17 protein-coding genes are annotated in these 17,036 nt (G+C 55.6%); 8 read left to right on the forward strand and 9 right to left on the reverse strand.

Translation table 11 applies throughout. The features are described from left to right. Positions 1-102: 102 nt before the first annotated feature. The 3 genes from HZB29_14215 to thrS form a co-directional block, all read right to left on the reverse strand. Positions 103-831, reverse strand: a complete 729-nt coding sequence (locus HZB29_14215) for a trypsin-like peptidase domain-containing protein (GenBank protein ID MBI5816752.1) — start codon at positions 829-831, stop codon at positions 103-105. Positions 832-922: 91 nt separating this feature from the next. Next, positions 923-1,420, reverse strand: a complete 498-nt coding sequence (locus tag HZB29_14220) for a YajQ family cyclic di-GMP-binding protein (protein MBI5816753.1) — start codon at positions 1,418-1,420, stop codon at positions 923-925. Between the two features lie 3 nt (positions 1,421-1,423). Beyond that, positions 1,424-3,160, reverse strand: coding sequence for a threonine--tRNA ligase (thrS, locus tag HZB29_14225; GenBank protein ID MBI5816754.1), 1,737 nt, complete (start codon positions 3,158-3,160; stop codon positions 1,424-1,426). 409 nt (positions 3,161-3,569) lie between these two features. On the opposite strand from thrS, the gene HZB29_14230 reads away from it, so the two are divergent. Continuing rightward, the gene (locus tag HZB29_14230; GenBank protein ID MBI5816755.1) at positions 3,570-3,857 is read left to right on the forward strand and encodes a nucleotidyltransferase domain-containing protein; all 288 of its coding nucleotides are present in this window, start codon (positions 3,570-3,572) and stop codon (positions 3,855-3,857) included. Continuing rightward, a complete protein-coding gene (locus HZB29_14235; GenBank protein MBI5816756.1) occupies positions 3,847-4,185 on the forward strand; it encodes a DUF86 domain-containing protein in 339 nt (112 codons plus the stop codon). The genes HZB29_14230 and HZB29_14235 overlap by 11 nt, the downstream gene beginning before the upstream one ends. Before the next feature lie 140 nt (positions 4,186-4,325). On the opposite strand, the gene HZB29_14240 is transcribed toward HZB29_14235, so the two are convergent. Continuing rightward, entirely contained in the window at positions 4,326-4,934 is a 609-nt protein-coding gene (locus tag HZB29_14240; GenBank protein ID MBI5816757.1) for a threonylcarbamoyl-AMP synthase, read from the reverse strand. Between the two features lie 69 nt (positions 4,935-5,003). After that, positions 5,004-6,029, reverse strand: a complete 1,026-nt coding sequence (gene tsaD / locus HZB29_14245) for a tRNA (adenosine(37)-N6)-threonylcarbamoyltransferase complex transferase subunit TsaD (GenBank protein MBI5816758.1) — start codon at positions 6,027-6,029, stop codon at positions 5,004-5,006. Between the two features lie 209 nt (positions 6,030-6,238). On the opposite strand from tsaD, the gene HZB29_14250 reads away from it, so the two are divergent. The 6 genes from HZB29_14250 to HZB29_14275 all read left to right on the forward strand — a co-directional run bounded on the left by HZB29_14250 (position 6,239) and on the right by HZB29_14275 (position 13,810). Beyond that, positions 6,239-7,669 (forward strand): FecR domain-containing protein, encoded by a 1,431-nt coding sequence (locus HZB29_14250; protein MBI5816759.1) that lies wholly within the window; start codon positions 6,239-6,241, stop codon positions 7,667-7,669. Further along, on the forward strand, positions 7,669-8,865 hold the full coding sequence (locus HZB29_14255; protein MBI5816760.1) for a hypothetical protein: 1,197 nt from the start codon (positions 7,669-7,671) through the stop codon (positions 8,863-8,865). The genes HZB29_14250 and HZB29_14255 overlap by 1 nt, the downstream gene beginning before the upstream one ends. Positions 8,866-9,001: 136 nt before the next feature. Next, positions 9,002-10,111 carry a porin gene (locus HZB29_14260; protein MBI5816761.1) on the forward strand — a complete coding sequence of 370 codons (1,110 nt, stop codon included), beginning with the start codon at positions 9,002-9,004 and terminating at the stop codon, positions 10,109-10,111. Positions 10,112-10,117: 6 nt separating this feature from the next. Beyond that, entirely contained in the window at positions 10,118-10,585 is a 468-nt protein-coding gene (locus HZB29_14265) for a hypothetical protein (protein ID MBI5816762.1), read from the forward strand. Positions 10,586-10,658: 73 nt separating this feature from the next. Beyond that, positions 10,659-12,281 (forward strand): HAMP domain-containing protein, encoded by a 1,623-nt coding sequence (locus tag HZB29_14270; protein MBI5816763.1) that lies wholly within the window; start codon positions 10,659-10,661, stop codon positions 12,279-12,281. A gap of 368 nt (positions 12,282-12,649) precedes the next feature. Then, positions 12,650-13,810 (forward strand): MFS transporter, encoded by a 1,161-nt coding sequence (locus HZB29_14275; GenBank protein MBI5816764.1) that lies wholly within the window; start codon positions 12,650-12,652, stop codon positions 13,808-13,810. On the opposite strand, the gene HZB29_14280 is transcribed toward HZB29_14275, so the two are convergent. The 4 genes from HZB29_14280 to HZB29_14295 all read right to left on the reverse strand — a co-directional run bounded on the left by HZB29_14280 (position 13,788) and on the right by HZB29_14295 (position 16,561). Continuing rightward, on the reverse strand, positions 13,788-14,198 hold the full coding sequence (locus HZB29_14280) for a hypothetical protein (GenBank protein ID MBI5816765.1): 411 nt from the start codon (positions 14,196-14,198) through the stop codon (positions 13,788-13,790). The genes HZB29_14275 and HZB29_14280 overlap by 23 nt on opposite strands. Then, positions 14,176-15,174: a biotin synthase BioB gene (bioB, locus tag HZB29_14285; protein ID MBI5816766.1), complete on the reverse strand. Its 999-nt coding sequence runs from the start codon at positions 15,172-15,174 to the stop codon at positions 14,176-14,178. The genes HZB29_14280 and bioB overlap by 23 nt, the downstream gene beginning before the upstream one ends. A gap of 314 nt (positions 15,175-15,488) precedes the next feature. After that, on the reverse strand, positions 15,489-15,839 hold the full coding sequence (locus HZB29_14290; protein ID MBI5816767.1) for a cupin domain-containing protein: 351 nt from the start codon (positions 15,837-15,839) through the stop codon (positions 15,489-15,491). Positions 15,840-16,042: 203 nt separating this feature from the next. Beyond that, positions 16,043-16,561 (reverse strand): hypothetical protein, encoded by a 519-nt coding sequence (locus tag HZB29_14295; GenBank protein ID MBI5816768.1) that lies wholly within the window; start codon positions 16,559-16,561, stop codon positions 16,043-16,045. Positions 16,562-17,036: the final 475 nt, after the last annotated feature.

The raw sequence follows: 17,036 nt of genomic DNA on the forward strand, positions 1-17,036 counted from the left end.
AATCCATTCTTCCCTTGCCAGTTTTCCCGTTACCGTTTACTCTTTTCATGTGACCTCCTTGCTTTCCGTTGTTTTCGTTCAAAAACATGGTAGCAGGTGAGGTCATACCTTCGTTTCAACTAAGTTTAGGACACTTTCATTGAAAACAGGAGAACCTGACATTCCTCTACTAGTCGTTCCATCAATAAAAAATCCATCAAACAAATTAAAACTTACATTTTTACCTTCATCTTTCGCGGCAATACTAGCATCTGTTGCTGCAACAAAAACTGTTTTAGCAAATCCAATACCTTTGAATGCGCCAGAACTGGCCACACCTCTTGGATAACCGCAAACGAAAAGTTTTTGACCTAACTTTACCGGTTCATTATAAAAAAAGTCTCTTGAGATTCCAAATGGCTCAAGTTTTTCAGGATTGCCATCCTTGTCTCTGATGTCCAGTTTAAAACAAACTACATCTCCAACAGGCTTTTCTTCGCTTTCGAACCGACATTTATTTTCCTGCCAAAGTGGAACGGCAATACCATCTTTTAAGCTATAAATTGGTAATTCGTGATTGATTCCAATGATATATTTATTGCTAGTGGTAATAGAATTGGCACTTATTAAAGGCAGGCAACATTTAATTAAATAAGGTGCGTAATTATTAGGATTTGGCTGATTGAATTTATTTGCTCTGTCCAAATGATTTTGACAAGTAACGACATGCCAGCATGTTGTTAAATATGCTGTCCCATCATGATTAAGAATAAATCCGGTTGCTTTGCCAATCTTATTCATTTCCTTATCTAGGATGTCTAAATGAATTGAAATAACAGTAATATTAAGCATTATCCATCCCTTTTCATTCTTGAAAAAGCTTGCAATTAAATAGTGTGGAGGTTAGTATAATTGATTTGCTCTGGAAAGATAACTTTTCCCCTCACCTGTAATTGGTGAACTGCATGTCTATCCCCAGATCGGTCTTCTTGAGCGCTGCGATGACCTCCTGCAAATCGTCCCGGTTTTTGCCGGCCACGCGCACCTGGTCGTCCTGTATAGACGCGTTAACCTTGATTTTCATCCCTTTTATGATCTTCACGATCTCTTTCGCCTTTTCTATCGGGATGCCTTGCTGAAGCTTTATCACCTGACGGGCCATGTCGCCGGACGCGCGCTCTATCTCGCCGTATTCGAGCGCTTTTAGCGATATCCCGCGTTTGACCAGCTTGCTTTGCACTATGTCGTTGACCGTGCCAACCTGCGGCTCGCTGTCGGCCAAAATGGTGATGGAGCTCTCTTTCTGGTCGAGCGTCACCTCCGCCTTGGATCCCTTGAAGTCGTACCTCTGCTTTATCTCCGCCACCACCTGGTTGACGGCGTTGACCACTTCCATCATCTCCACCTTGCACACCACGTCAAAAGAGCAGTCCTTCGCCATTATTTAAACCTCCGGCCAAAGATCGTCCGATTTTTGCTGTTCCACCATTTTCATTCCCGCCAGGAATTTTTCCACCGGCATGGCGCCAAGGTCCACCCCCGTGCGAAGCCGCACGGCCGCCTGGCCGCTCTCCGCCTCCTTGCCGCCCACAACAAGCATGTATGGTACCTTCATAAGCTGGGCGTTGCGGATTTTTTTCTGCACCCGTTCGGAGCTTTCGTCCACCTCCACCCGCACCCCTTCCTTCTTCAACCGCGCCGCAAGCGACCGGGCGTATTGGTTCTGCCCGTCCGTGATAGGCAGGACGATGGCCTGCACCGGCGCGATCCACACGGGGAACGCCCCCATGGTCTGCTCTATCAATATGCCGATGAACCGCTCCAGCGAGCCGAAAATGGCGCGATGCAACATGGCCGGGCGGTGGGTGGCGCCGTCCGGGCCCACATACTCCAGCCCGAATCGTTCGGGAAGGAAAAAGTCCACCTGCACGGTGCCTATCTGCCAGTTGCGCCCGATGCAGTCCTTTACGTTGAACTCGATTTTCGGCCCGTAGAAGGCGCCCTCTTTTTCCTTTATTTTGTACGGCATCCCCTTTTCGTCAAGCGATTGCTTGAGTATCTCAATGGCGTGGTCCCACATCGCCGGATCGCCGATTGCCTTGTCCGGCCTTGTGGCGATGAAAAGGGAATAGTCGTTGAATCCGAAATCGCGATAGACCTCCGTGATGTGGCTTATGCTGTCCACCACCTGCGGCTTGAGATCGTCATAGGGGCAATAGATGTGCGCGTCGTCCTGGGTGAAGGCGCGCACGCGGAAAAGGCCGTGGAGCACGCCGGAAAGCTCGTGGCGGTGCACAAGGCCGAACTCAGCCACCTTCAGCGGGAATTCCCGGTAGGAGCGGCGCTCTTCTTTGTACATGAGCATGGCGCCGGGGCAGTTCATCGGCTTTATGGCGTAGCCCCGCTCGTCCACGGTGGAAAAGTACATGTGGTCCCGGTAATAGTCCGTGTGGCCGGATATGGCCCAAAGGTCGTCTATGAGCATCTGCGGGGTGCTCACCTCCACATAGCCCCGCTCCAGGTTTTTCTTCCGGTTGTACTCCACCAGCAGGTTGAACACCGTCTTGCCGTTTGGCATCATGAAGGGGAATCCCGGCCCCTCGTCGTGCCAGGAGAAAAGCTTTAGCTGCTTTGCGATAAGGCGGTGGTCCCGCTTTTTCGCCTCTTCGAGCATGGTCTCGTAATTTTTCAGCTCTTCCTTCGTGGCGAAGCAGAGCCCATAAACGCGCTGGAGCGGCTCGTTTTTCGAGTCCCCCAGCCAGTAGCTGCCGGAGATGCGGCTCACTTTGAACGCCTTTATCTCCGAGGTCTTTTCCACGTGCGGCCCCCTGCACAGGTCCACAAAGTCCCCCTGGCGGTAAACGGAGACGCTTTTCTCGTCCTTTAACTGGTTTTCGAGGGTGAGGACCTTGAATTTCTGCCCGGCGAAAAGTTTTATGGCCTCCTCGCGGGAGACCTCCTCGCGGGCGAAGGGATGGCCGTTACGGACGATCTCCTTCATCAGTTTTTCTATTTTCGGCAGGTCGTCCTCGGAAAGCGAGCCGTCCGGTATTTTCACGTCGTAATAAAAACCGTCGTCCGTTTCCGGCCCGTAGGCGAACTGGGCGGAGGGGTAAAGCTTCTGTATGGCCTCCGCCATAACGTGCGCGGCGGAATGCCGGACGGAGTGAATATCGCTCATCGTAAACTCCAGGTGATAAACAGGGGTACCATTATAGATGAAAACGGGGCTGGCGCCACAACGGCGGTTTTTGCCGCGAGTTTTATCCGTCCATCCGCCTCATTGTCCACATTCAAATCCTTTCATGCCCGGCGGAGGGCTTTCCGCCTGTCACGAGGGAATATATCCCCTCCCGCGCCGGATGAAAAGACGAACAGAGCGAACTGAGTGTAAAGTAGCGTCTGAGCGCAAAGAGCGTTCTGAAAGAACAGATGGGTGGGGCGGACGAAAGCCGCGCTGGCGGCGGCGATTATAATAAATAGCCTGCCTGATAATTGGACTGTAATTCCAGATTAACCGCGTCTTGTGGCATAATGCTGTTGTCTCAATATAGATTGGTTTACCAATGATTGCGCTTGTTGAAGATCGGATGACGGAGCTTAACAAGCTGTGCTCCAAATATGCCGTGATGCGGCTAGAAGTGTTTGGCTCCGCCGCCACAGGTGAGGATTTTGACCCGGAGAGAAGCGATTTTGACTTTCTGGTGGAGTTCCACAGGACAGAGACAATAAACGCCGCCGACCAGTATTTCGGCCTATTGGAAGAACTGGAAGGTGTTTTTCACCGGCATATTGATCTTGTGGAATCCAAGGCGATGCGTAATCCCTATTTCATAAAAGGGGTAAACGAAACCCGGAAGCTGATTTATGCGGCATAGTCCCGCAAAATTCCTGTTCGACGCAAAACAGGCCGCTTCCCTGATAAGCGGATTCGTGGCCGGAAAAAATCTCGCCGATTATTCGGCAAACAATCTTTTGCGCTCCGGCGTGGAGCGGCAATTGATAACAATCGGCGAGGCGTTGAGCAAACTTTCCCGGCTTTCACCGGATATCGCGGCGCGGATAAGCAATTACCAGAAGATCGTGGCTTTCCGGAACCTGGCCGTTCACGGATATGACCTTCTTGACGATGAAACGGTCTGGGGCATAGTTAAAATCCATTTGCCGGTTCTTGAAAAGGAGTTGGAAGTCCTTTTGAAAGAATAAAACGCCGGATAATTGCTTGAACAATCCGCAATCTGGAGAAGGGAGGCCAGCAGGTGATGATGATCGTGATCTGGCGGAATTGCATGAAGTGGAACCGGAACTAAAGCGGCGCATAGGGTTCAACAGCCCCAAATATCCGCCTACCAGATTATCTCCCCTTTCCCCTGGCGCAGCGTCACCGGGGCGGAGCCGGTAAGGTCCACCACGGTGGAAGGCTCGGATATCAGCGGCCCGGCGGAGACGACCACGTCCACAAAGCGGCTTATTTCCGCGGGCAGGTCCGCCGGATCGTTGAGCGGCTCGCCACCGGCCAGGTTCACGGAGGTGGAGACTATGGGATGGCCGATGATCTCCACGAGCATGTTGCACACCGGGCTGTCCGGAATCCTGATCCCCACTGTGTTCCTTTTGCCGATCATCTTTTTGGGGATGGCTGTCTTGCGCGCCTCCAATATGAAGGTGTACGGGCCGGGGAGCAGCCTGTTTACGAGCCGGTACGCCCAGTTGGACACGAAGGCAAACTCGCTGATCTGCGCCACGTCGCGGCAGACGAAGGAGAAAGGCTTGTTCCCCTCCCGAAGCTTGGCCTTTGCGATGCGCTCTATGGCGGACTTGGAGAAAATGCCGCACCCCAGGCCATAGATGGTGTCCGTGGGATACACCATCACCCCGCCGGCCAGCACTATCTGGGCCGCTTCCTTGAGCGTCCTGTATTCAGGAGCGTCGCCCCGCAGATACAACGTTTTCATAAACCATCCTTCTCTATCTAATATTGTATTGGGGCGGAGAACGCTAGTCAAAAAAGGGGCGCGCGGTGTTTATGGCAGCCAGGCGGGGTCCGCGTCCAAGGCAAGATAGTCCGTCCATCCGGGGCTGGCCGGTTCGTCCAGGTACATCCCCGCCCCGGCGGCGGCCGTCATGGCGGCGTTGTCGGAACATAAATGCGGCGGTGGGATTATCACCGGCAATCCCAGCGAATCGCCTAGTTTTGTGAAACGTTCCCGCAAGGCGCCGTTGCACGCCACCCCCCCCACAAGGGCCAGTGATCCGGGATTGAAGCGCTCGGCCGCAAGCTTTGTCTTTGCGGCAAGCGCCTCCACCACCGATTTCTGGAACGATGCGCATATGTCCGCCGCCGGGACTTGCTCTCCTTTGGCCTGAAATTTGTTCACGATGTTCTTCACCGCCGTCTTCGGGCCGGAGAATGAAAAGTCGAATTCGCCCCCGTGGTGCAGATGGGCTATGGGTATATCGAATTTCGCCGCGCCCCCTCGGGCCATCCGTTCCACCGCCGGGCCGCCGGGGAATCCCAGGTCCATCATCCGCGCCACTTTGTCGAACACTTCTCCCGCCGCATCGTCCCGGGTTCCGCCCAGCCGTTGGACGGCGCCGGGCCTTTCCACCATGAAAAGCTCCGAGTGACCACCGGACACAAGCAGGGCCAGCATCGGCAAAGGGGTGTCCGGTTTTTCGATAAAGGCGGACATCACATGCCCTTGAAGATGGTTCACCCCGGCCAGCGGAATCCCCCGCGCCCATGCCAACGCCTTGGCGTAGGAGACCCCCACCAAAAGCGCCCCCACAAGCCCCGGCCCACGCGTCACCGCCACAAGGCCGATATCGTTGACGGACACTCCAGCGCGTTCGAGCGCCTCGTGGACGATGGGGCTGATGACCTCGGAGTGACGCCTGCAGGCAAGCTCCGGCACCACTCCGCCGTATTTGGAATGGACGTCATGCTGGGACGCCACCACCGACGACAGCACGGAGTACCTGCCGCTAGCCACCGCCGCCGCCGTCTCATCGCAGGAGCTCTCTATTCCCAGGGTCAGAAGATTTTCCATCATCGGTGAATGATTGCAGAGTCAGGGCCGATAAGGCAAGAGAATGAATCGGCGGCAAGGGGCTGACCCCAAGATGACATGGCGTGCGAAAAGTTGTATTTTAATGTAGTCGGGACATTGGTAGCGCTTATCGCGGCCCATCAAACCGGTGGGACAGCCAGAGACGCTGTTTATGACGGCCGCTGTCCGCAAAAAAAACGGGGTATCACATGAAAATTATCTGCCTTGGCCGTCTGGCTTTTTCCGCGTCATTGGCGGCGGTCCTTTTGCTTGCGCCTTTGCCTGCGCATGCCGCAAGCACCCCCATCGGCGCCACGGTCACCCATGTGGAAGGAGAAGCCACCGTAGTGTTCGTCAAGGACGGCAGCGCGGCGCCCGTCGTTTTAAAGATGGCAGTGAGCGCGGGGGACAGGGTGCGCACCGGGAAAAACGGCGTGGTGGAAGTGCAGTTTGACAACGGCGACGTGATCCGGGTGGACAAGGACACGGACATGACGGTCCGTTCCCTTCACCGAAACGAAAAAGGCTCCACTTTCTCGATATTCAATTTGATCATGGGCCGGGTGAAATCATCGGTGGCCAAGCTTGCCAGCCGGGAGTCCAAGTTTGAATATCACACGAAGGCGGCCATAGCCGGGGTTGGCGGCTCTCCCCCATGGGTGGTCACAGCTTCCATGGACGCAACCGGCAAGTCGAAGACGGAGGTGGACTTCCTGGGCAAAAAAGGGGAGATGGGGCAGCTTTACCTTCAAGGCTTCGACTCCGGCTTGACACGAATTACGTTGGACCCCGGATTCGGCACGACAGTGTTCCAGGGGAGGGCTCCGGCCATACCGCAGCTTATTCCTCAATCCAGGATGCAATCGCTGGACAAGGGGATGCAGTTCAAGACCCAGAGACCAGCCCAACAACAGCCAACGCAGCAGCCGGAAGGGGCGCCCCGGGGCGGGACGCAGCAGCAGGACAATTCGCAGAACCAGGAAGGCTCATCCGGAGGGGGTGACCAGCAGGGCGCCGGCGGTTCTACCGGGGGCGCGTCCGGTGGCTCCATTGGTGATGGCGCCGGAGGATCCACTGGCGGGACGACTGGCGGAACAGCCGGAGATTTCACCGGGGGAACCACGGGTGGGACCACCGGTGAGGCTAATGGAAATATGACCGGAAGCTCCACCGGTGAGACCGTCTCTTTCACGGGGACATCGGCATCGGGCGGTGGGGAAATCATCACGCCGGTCACGCAAAATGTCACAACGAACATAGTGGTGAACAGCCTGAGCTCCACCGTGTCCACAAAGATAACAGGAGTGACAGGCGGGACAAACCAGGATGGCGCCGTGGTGGACACCTCGACTATCAATCCGCAGGCACAGGGGACTGCCGGACAGACCACCACCGCCACCTCCACCGCCGTGCAGACGGTGAACACCAACGTTATCGGCGGATTCCTGGCCCCGCCGCCACCGTCACCTCCACCCCCGCCGCCACCTCCACCGATGGACACAACAAACATACCGCCTCCCATAACGGGGACCGGCGGAACAGGGACAGGAGGGATTTTCCCGCCCGGCCCGCCCCCGGCCACAACCGGGCCTGTGGGGACTCCGGTGAGCATATCCATCCCCCCCATAGGGACATGGTGATGGAGGCGCGTAGAAAGATTTATTCCGCGCTGGCCGCGGCCGGGGTGGCGCTCACCTCGTTTGCCACACCATGCGTGGCGCAGGAAGGCTCCACCACGGAAGCATCGCCCCCATGGGTGCTGACCCTCTCCACCAATTATGGAGACTGGAAGGCGGACAAGTTGGGCAACGCCGGAAGCCAGGGAGTCGGCTTCGCTCAGTTAGGCTATACGGGACGGGAATACGGAGGAGCGGTCACCACCAGGTATGTAAGGACGGACTACCTGACGGCGCAGAGCCCGGACCGGTTTTCGATCTCCACCACGGCGGACGTGGAATTGTCCGACTATTACACCTGCGAATCAGGCTCCATGGCCTTGCGCGGCGGGGTGGACCTGACGATCCCCACCGGAAAAGGGGCCTATTCAACGGACGAGCTTACACGCATATTGAGCGATCCGCTCGGGTCGGACCTTATGTCGGTGAACCTTTACAACCAGGGGCTCAACGTCAGCCCCCATTTCCTCGTGGCCAATACGTTCTCGAAAAGCATGAGCATGGGGATCGGGGCCAAATACACCTTCACCGGGGAGTACACCCCCACCACGGACGTGGAGGGGGACCGGTACAAGCCGGGCTCCCGGCTGATGGTCATCGGCAACGGCGCGTACGGATTCACGGAGGCGGACTTCCTGGCGGTCAACCTGATCTATTACACCGTTGGCAGGGACACGCGCAACGGTGAGGACGTGTACCGGACGGGGGACCTTTTTTCCGCGGACATCAAATATCTTAAGAGCTGGAACGAGAACCTGATGAGCATGTTTGCATTGATAGTGATGACCCAACGGTCCAACGAGTACATGAACGCCGAACTTGCGCTGGAGGCGGAAAGCAGGAATTCGAACAACAACTCGGTGGAGGTCGTGGCATACGGCGGCTACAAGCTTACCGGAGAAATCACCCTGTCCGGTGTGGCCGGATACAAGAACGTGGCCGCCAACGCCTATGAGCCGGGGGACGCTTTTTACGACGCGGGCAGGTGGAAGGCCTATTTGGAGCCGGGAGTGATCTGGAACGCGGCCCATGGGATGCAACTTGCCGGCAAGATCCGTTATACCCGGATAATGGACAAGAAGGACGCCTTCGAGGCCGAGGACAACACTTACAGCCTTCTCAACGCCGATATCAGCCTGGTCTATAATTTCGGGCTGTAAGCTTGATTCGGCCCCCGCATACCCCTTTCTTAAGTGTGCGCGGCGGAAGAAATTCCAGTTGCCGTCAACACATCCATGTTATATATTCTGACAACTTGGTGGATAATCAGCCTTAAGGATTTTCACGAAACCATCTATGCTTTTTCAACGCGCAAACAAGCTCCTTGGCCACATGAAGCCGGCGGCGGCGTTCTTGGCCCTGGCCTTCGCCATAACCTCGACAGGCCGCGCCGAGGCCATCAGTTTGGACAAGGTCACGCTCCACGGATATTTCGACCTGGAGTATAACCATGCCGACAAGCCGGAGGGGATATACGCCACCTCCGCCACAAAGACCGACAACGGGGCCTTCGACCAGCACCATTTCACACTCCTGCCCGCCATGGAGGTCACCCCTGAACTGAGGATAAAGGCCAACATAGAGTTTGACCACGGCGCGGACACCGAGTTCGGCAAGGGGGGGGTGATACTCGAATACGGGTTCGGCGAATATATATTCAACGATCTTTTCAAGGTCCGCGGCGGGAAGATGCTCACCCCATTCGGGCTGTACAACGAGATCCACGACGCTTCCCCGGCGTTCATAGCGGCCTCCGTCCCGGACGTTATCTACAAGTCGGACAAGATGGGGGGGCACTCCATCATGCCCAAGTGGATCACCGGCCTTGCCCCGTTGGGCGCGGGCATGGCGGGGTCGTCCTACGAGTGGGACTATGTGGTCTATATCGGCAACGGCGAATCTCTGGACACCAACGAGTCCGAGTTCGATTCCAACCCGAACAAGGCGGTGGGGGGGCGGATACAATTCAACGCGGAGGACTCGGCCTTCCAGGCGGGGATTTCCGCCTATTACGGCGACAAGGCCGTCAGCGAATCGAAGCTGTCTGAAAATCATTGGGCGTATGTGGTCAGCCTCAACGGCAACTACGGCCACTTCAACGCCAAGGGGGAATACGCCAGGAGCCGCCAGACGGCCAAGGACGAGGTGGCGTGGTATGTCCAGATGTCATACACATACGGCCGGTTCACGCCGTATGCCCGCGCCCAGTCGCTAGACCCGAACGATTCGGTCTCCGACGACCACTGGACGACGTTTCTGGGGGGGCTGAACATAAAGGTCAACAGCAACCTTTTCCTCAAGCTGGAGTGGGACTCGCATAGCCGAGGCGCCAGCAACATGGGTGTGATAACCCCCGGAAACGAGGACTTCAACGAGTTCCGTTCCGTCGCCACCATATTTTTCTAGGCGGCGATGAAAACATACCGGTTCCTGATTAATGCGATCGCCGCGCTGGCGCTGATCACCGCCGTCACCGGGGGTGTGTCCTACGCCGCGGGCAAGAGGGGGCTTGTGGTGATTGTGAACAAGGCCAACGCCACCGCCTCGGTCTCGAAGGCGGAGCTTGCCCATCTTTTTCTTGGAAAGAGGAAAATGTGGGGCTCCGGTGAGCCCGTGAAGGTGTGCGACATGGCGGAGGCGGGAGAGCCCGAGGAAAGGTCGGCGATGGGGACGTTCAGCCAGAACTACCTGGACAGGGACCTGGGGACGCTGAAGAATTATTGGATAAAGATGATCTTCTCCGGCAAAGGCGAGCCGCCGGTGGTCTTCCGGAAAGCCGAAGAGGTGATCCGGTTCGTCTCCGAACATCAGGGGGGGGTCGGCTATGTTTACGAGGATCAGTTGAACGATCAGGTGCGGCCGGTTCCCGTGAGGGATTGACGATGCCGTTTATGAGGATCAGCCCGACCCTGAAGCCGGGGCGCGCGGCCAGGCCTGCTTTACCAGGCGGCAAATGAAGACCGTCTCCATAAAATCGCGACTGTGGAGCGGCCTGGGCCTTTTCATTTTCTTCTACTTCGCCATGTGGGCGCTGTCCTACTACACCTCCGTAAAAATAAGCGATTACCTGGACCTTTCCAAAATGGAGACCATGAAGCAGGCGCATTTGCTCCGGCGGGTCTTCTCGGAACTGCACCAGAAGCTCGACGGGGCCGCACAGACCAGGGATCCGGACCTTCTGGCCGAGGCGGCGGCGAAGAAAGAGGAATTCTCGGCGGTATTGAACAGGCTCCAGGCCCTCGACGGCTCGCATAAGGATGAATATGCGAGGTTGGCGAAGGATTTCGGCAGGTATTACCCCAACGCATGGCAGACCGCCTCGCTTATCATAAGCGGGGAGGAGATAGCATCCGGGCGCGTTATCACGCATGCCCGCGAGATGAACGCCGTCCTGCCTCAGCTTAAAACAGGCATGGAGGGGATCGTGTCCAAAAGCGACGACGTGTTCGCCGCGCTACTGGACAAGACCACGCGCGTGGCCTCGCTTCTGGTGACGCAGAATTTCATCCTGTTCGTTTCAATCCTGATGATAGCGGGCATCGTGTTCCCCATGATCATCAGGTCCATCATCCTGCCGATAGAAAAGCTGGTCCACGCCACCAACGAGCTTGCCAAGGGGGACCTGGACACCCAGGCCGAAGTGGTGCGCATGGACGAGATAGGCATGCTGGCCATGGCGTTTAACAGGATGACAAGATCGTTAAAGGAAGAGACAGCCGCGCGGGAAAAGACCAACGAGGAGCTGAAAAAATCGCTGGACATCCGCAAGGAGATGCAGAAAAGGATAGTGGAGGCCAACCGGGACCTCACGGCGGCCAACGCACGGCTTATGGAGGCGGACAGGCTCAAGTCCGATTTCCTGGCCTCCATGTCCCACGAGTTGCGCACGCCGCTCAACGCCATCATAAACTTCACGGACCAGATAATCGAGGACTGGGAGCTTCTTGAGAAGGACAAGGGTTGGTCCGAAGAGGCGAAGGGGATGCTTCAGCGGGTGTACAAAAGCTCGAAGCACCTGCTTTCGTTGATAAACGACCTTCTGGACCTGGCCAAAATCGAGTCCGGGCACATGCCCCTGGATCTTTCGGAGGCGGACATAAAGGAAATAGCGGCCGATTCCATCGCTTCGGTGTCGCCGCTGGCCAAGGCCAAGGGGCTGGATTTGAAGCTTGCGATGGCCGATGGCCTGCCTCTTATCACGCTCGATGAGCGCAGGATGCTCCAGGTGTTCATAAACCTGCTTTCCAACGCCATAAAGTTCACGGAAAAAGGCTATGTTGAGGTGAGCGCCGGGAAAGACCCCCAATTCCCGGATGGAGTCGTGATAAAAGTGACCGATACAGGCATTGGCATCCCGCAAAGTTACCTGGAAGTGATCTTCGACAGGTTCCGGCAGGTGGATGGGGGAGACGCTCGTAAGCATGCCGGCACCGGACTTGGTCTAAATCTGGTAAAAGAGCTGGTCGAACTACATAGAGGATGGGTGAAGGTGGAAAGCGTCGAGGGGAAAGGGTCGGTCTTTATCGTTTACCTGCCGTTCCATCAACCTGTTGCGGATCAAAACAGACCTGAATGATAATTATTTTTTCGCTTTCCATTTTCTGAGTTAGATGCGGTTTTCAGCTCCCCAAAGTGGCCATCCATCCTGTGGAAAACCTATGGATAACTATACATGCTTTCAATTAACTTTCGGAAATTTAAGAGATTGCGATTTAGTGGATTATACGGGAAGTGGCTGTATTGCGAGTATTATCAATATATTAAAATAGCTAAAGTGTGATTTGCAGGAATTTTTCAGAGAAGAGTCACAGGCCGTAATTCTTTTCCACATTTTTCAAGTGTAACGGCTTGAATTTGTTTGAAACGATGTTTGGGTATATCCTTTTAGGGCCGGTCTGCAAGGCAAAAGTTGACATAAAGTAAGCGCCGCATCGGTAAATTGAAATGAGCTTTTCAAAACAGTCACTTCCCAAGACCGTGATCGTTCTGGGGCTCGTGAGCCTGTTCAATGACATGGCAAGCGACATGATCGCCCCCCTTCTGCCGGTGTTCCTTACTGCAACACTAGGAGCAGGTCCGGCCGCCCTTGGGCTGATCGAGGGGGTGGCGGAGGCCACAGCGAGCCTGTTAAAGATGTATTCAGGACGACTTGCGGACAAAGGGGTGGGCGCCAAATCGCTCACACTGTCCGGATACATAATATCCAACCTTTCCAGGCCTCTTTTGGGCGCCGTGGCAAGCTGGCCCGCCGCTCTTATGTTGCGTTTTGCGGACAGAGCGGGCAAAGGTGTGCGTACTGCCCCCAGGGACGCGATAATTTCCTCCTCAGTTGACGAAAAACTGCGCGGCAAGGCCTTTGGGCTTCACCGGTCCATGGACCACACCGGCGCCATGATCGGCCCACTGGCCGCTTCCGGGCTCCTTTACATGGGCTATGGAGTGCGCGAAGTCTTCTACATCTCCTTTATCTTCGGATCTATGGCTGTGGCGCTGGTGGCCTTCGGCGTGCGGGAGCCGAAGCAGGCCCCGCAGCCGCCGGTTCCGCCGTTAACTTTCAAAGGGCTCGATCCAAAGCTTCGCGGATTGATTTTCGCGGCAGGTGGGCTTGCGTTTGCCTCGGCGCCGGAGGCTTTCCTGGTGCTTTGGATCAGCGCAACGGGAGTTCCGCTAAGCCTGATTCCCATCGTATGGGCCGCCGCGCATATGGCCAAGGCGGCGGTGGCGATGCCGGCGGGCAGTTTGTCGGACAGGGTTGGGCGGCTGCCGGTGGCGTCGGTATTCTGGTTTTTAAGGGCCGCCATTGTAGTGGTCATCCCCTGGTTTTCCGGTGTATACGCAGCTGTGGGGCTTTTCTTTGTCTATTCGATGGCCGTGGCGGGGTCTGAAGGGGCGGAAAGGGCGCTAATCGGCGATTCGGCGGCCCAACATGCCAAAGGGGCCGCTTTTGGACTGTTCCACATGGTCATCGGCGTCGCCGCCCTGCCGGGGGCGGTGTTGTTCGGGGCGGCATGGGAACTCTTAGGGCCGGCGGCGGCATTCACTTTATCGGCGGCGATAATGACGCTGTCCGCCGTTATTATGATCAGGACCGCAGCTTCTTCGTAACGCCGCCATCCTGGCGGCAATTGCCGGCTGGTTTTCCCGCCGCAAGCGAAGTCATCAGAAAAGCCAGTCCCATGGCGAGGGCGGGGGGGCCGTCGGATATGAAATTCCTGGTCTGGTGGATTACCACGAGGAAAACAGCCGCCGCCGCGCATCCTGCGTACGCAAGGTTTTTCAAGCGCGCGCCGGGCTCTTTTTTGAGCAAAGCGTCCACCGAAAGCCCCAGCAGGAGCCCGAAAACAAGGCCCGCCGCGATGAACAGGGCATTCTCCCCCGGGTGTTCAATGAAGCTTTGCGCGGAGAATTTCCCGGTGATAAACCGTGACGCCCCGGTGGCGGTAAGGGCCGCGAATATCAGCAGTGTGGTCTTAGTTGCGCCGCGGTCTGACAACGGTGAGCCCCAGATCGTCTATCATCCGCAGGTCTTCCTCCGCCGGGCGGCCGTAGGTGGTAAGGTAATTGCCCACCATGGTGGAATTGGCCCCGGCGGCGAACATCATCGCCTGCAGGTCCCGCAGGTTTTTCTCACGTCCGCCGGCCACCTTGATGTCCTTTGCCGGCAATATCATCCGGTACACCGCGATGATCTTCAATATCTCAAGGGGCGCAAGGGGCGTTGCGTTCTCAAGCCTGGTCCCCTTTATCGGATTCAAAAAATTAAGCGGCACGGAGTCCACATCCAGTTCCCGCAGCGTGAACGCCATTTCCACCCGTTGCTCCTCCGTCTCCCCCATGCCGAATATCCCGCCGCAACATGCGCGAAGCCCGGCCGACTTCACCGCGCGCACGGTGTCCACGTCCTCTTCATAATCGTGGGTGGTGCAGATGTCCGGGAAAAACGAGCGGGCGGTCTCCAGGTTATGGTGATACTCTTCCAGCCCGGCGGTCTTCAGGTCCCGCGCGGTCTGCTCGGTTATCACCCCCAGGCTTGCGCACCTGTGAATGTCCACGCTTTCTTTCATCCCGGCGATGGCGCTTTTGATGGAATCAAGGTCCGCGTCCCCATTGCCGCCGTTAAAGCCGTAGCCGCTGGTGACGATGCCATACTTGTGCGCCCCCCCGGCGATGGCGGACCTGGCTCCGTCCAGAATCGCGTCCTTGGCCACAAGGCCGTAAACAGGCGCGTCCGAAGTGGCGTGGACCGACTGGGAGCAGAAAGCGCAGTCCTCCGGGCATTTGCCGGAGCGGGCGTTGATGATGGAACAGAGGGATATTTCGTTCCCTTTGAACTGGCGGCGCACCCTGTTGGCCGATGCGATCAGGTCGTATATATGCACAGCGGGAAGCTTCATCAGCGAAACCGCCTCGTCCCACGTCAGAGGCTCGTTCCCCGACGCTTTGGCCTCGCAATGCCTGATAAGGTCCATCGCCACCGACTCGGCCATCTGCTCTAAAATCACTTCCATGCTCAAATCTCCATATGCCGCCATCAACGGCGGCGTGAAGATCAGGTTAAGCGGGGCGGGGCGCGATGTCAACACGCCTTGTGACCGGCCGGCCGATTGGCGCATATATTGGGAACCTTATTGGCGCTGGCGCATCTGGTGCAAGCGCGCGCAAGGCGCTTTGGGACGGGGCGGCGGAGTTGATGGCGAAAAGGGGGCAGAATGCGGATGCGGGCATATCGAAAGCATAAAAAAGCGCGGGCTGTCACACCCGCGCTTCTGTTTGACTGGAAAAATCAGCCGCGTTTTTCCATTCCGGCGGGCTGCTTTGTCACCTGCTGGGCGACGAGGTTCTTTGAGCCTGTGTTGTGCAGGTCATGCCACACGTTGGCGGGGGCAAGGAAGGTGGAGCCGGGCTTCACCGCCAGCTTTTCCTCGCCATTGCCGTCCAGATAGAACGTCCCTTCGCCTTCGATGACTGTGAATATCTGGTCCCCGGTGGGATGCCTGTGATAGCCGAGCCGCTGGCCGGGCTTGAAATAATAAACATCCAGGGTCAACGCGTCGGTCTTGGCGAGCGTGATCTTGGGGACGCTGTCGTCCTTCCATTCGGCGCTGGCGTTGATGTCTCCGTTCTGAATTGCCATTAACAAGTCCTCCTATGCATATACCGTTAGACACCGGCACATACCCTCATGTGCCCCATGCCCCCCACACCACGAGAATTCATGGTATGCACGGGAATGTTTTAAGTCAACCTATTATTGGGAGTCTTTCATGTGAATGACAATGTATTGGGCAAACGGACATTGCTGGAATGGGAGCCGGGTTGCGAAGGGGATAGGAGGGCTTAGTAACTGCCCTTTAGGCTTTGTGATACCACAAACCTTCTCATAAATGGTTTGGAGCGCATTTCGTTCATCAAATCCCAATAACATTTTTTTGCGAATTCGCTGTTCATGCCATCAGGGTAGAGGAAGTGATACTTTTGCGGATTGTCGTCTCCATAATACTCGATGCTTCGTTTGAATTCCGGTTGCAAATATTCATAAATGCCCCAGCGGATGTTGTTAAGAAATTCTGCGATAGTGCTGCCATGATAATTTAAAATATCTTTATGGAACCGTTCATAAAAGCCAGGTAACGCCAAAAGCGCGTCTTCAATGGTAATTGATATGCCGCGGTTGACAAGAATATCTTTAAGTTTCTCCGCCACTCGGCCCGCTCGCGTGAAGTTATGCTTCGAAAGGTTCCCGCACATTGTTAAGAAATCTCTACGCCGAATTTTAATCTTGGTTTCTTTTTGAATTGATGGCAACCAGATATCAACATCTTTAATTTCATGGTCAAGCCAGTTGGAAAAATCAATTGCGGCAATTTAAAGGGAACCGGCTGAATCTTTAATTTTAATATTGATTCTTGGGTTATTGGTTATTATCTTTAACGCTTCAAGATACCCAGGCTTCTTTATCAGAACCGTCTTATTTGTTTTCGATAAAAAATCCACAAGAATGATGTTAAATCACTACTGTCCGGGGAAAATCCATAAAATTGTTTCTCTTGTCATCTGATTTTTCCCATAATCATCCCGGACAGCATTACATTCGCCCATTCCTGCCTTATAAAACTCGTAAAAGGCCCAGTATTCCACCCTTTTCATTCCTCTCTACCATCTCAAGAATACCATCCGGAGACTCCAAATTGGCATTCCCCGGACAGCAACACTTGGCAAAACATAACGTACTGATATATTAGCGATTACATTTTATGCTGACTTGCAGGTCAACCGCTTTTCAACTTTCCCCGGACAGTAGTGATGTTAAATAAGCATTGATGAATCACTG

It is taken from the genome of Nitrospinota bacterium (assembly GCA_016235255.1).
GTDB lineage: Bacteria > Nitrospinota_A > UBA7883 > UBA7883 > JACRLM01 > JACRLM01.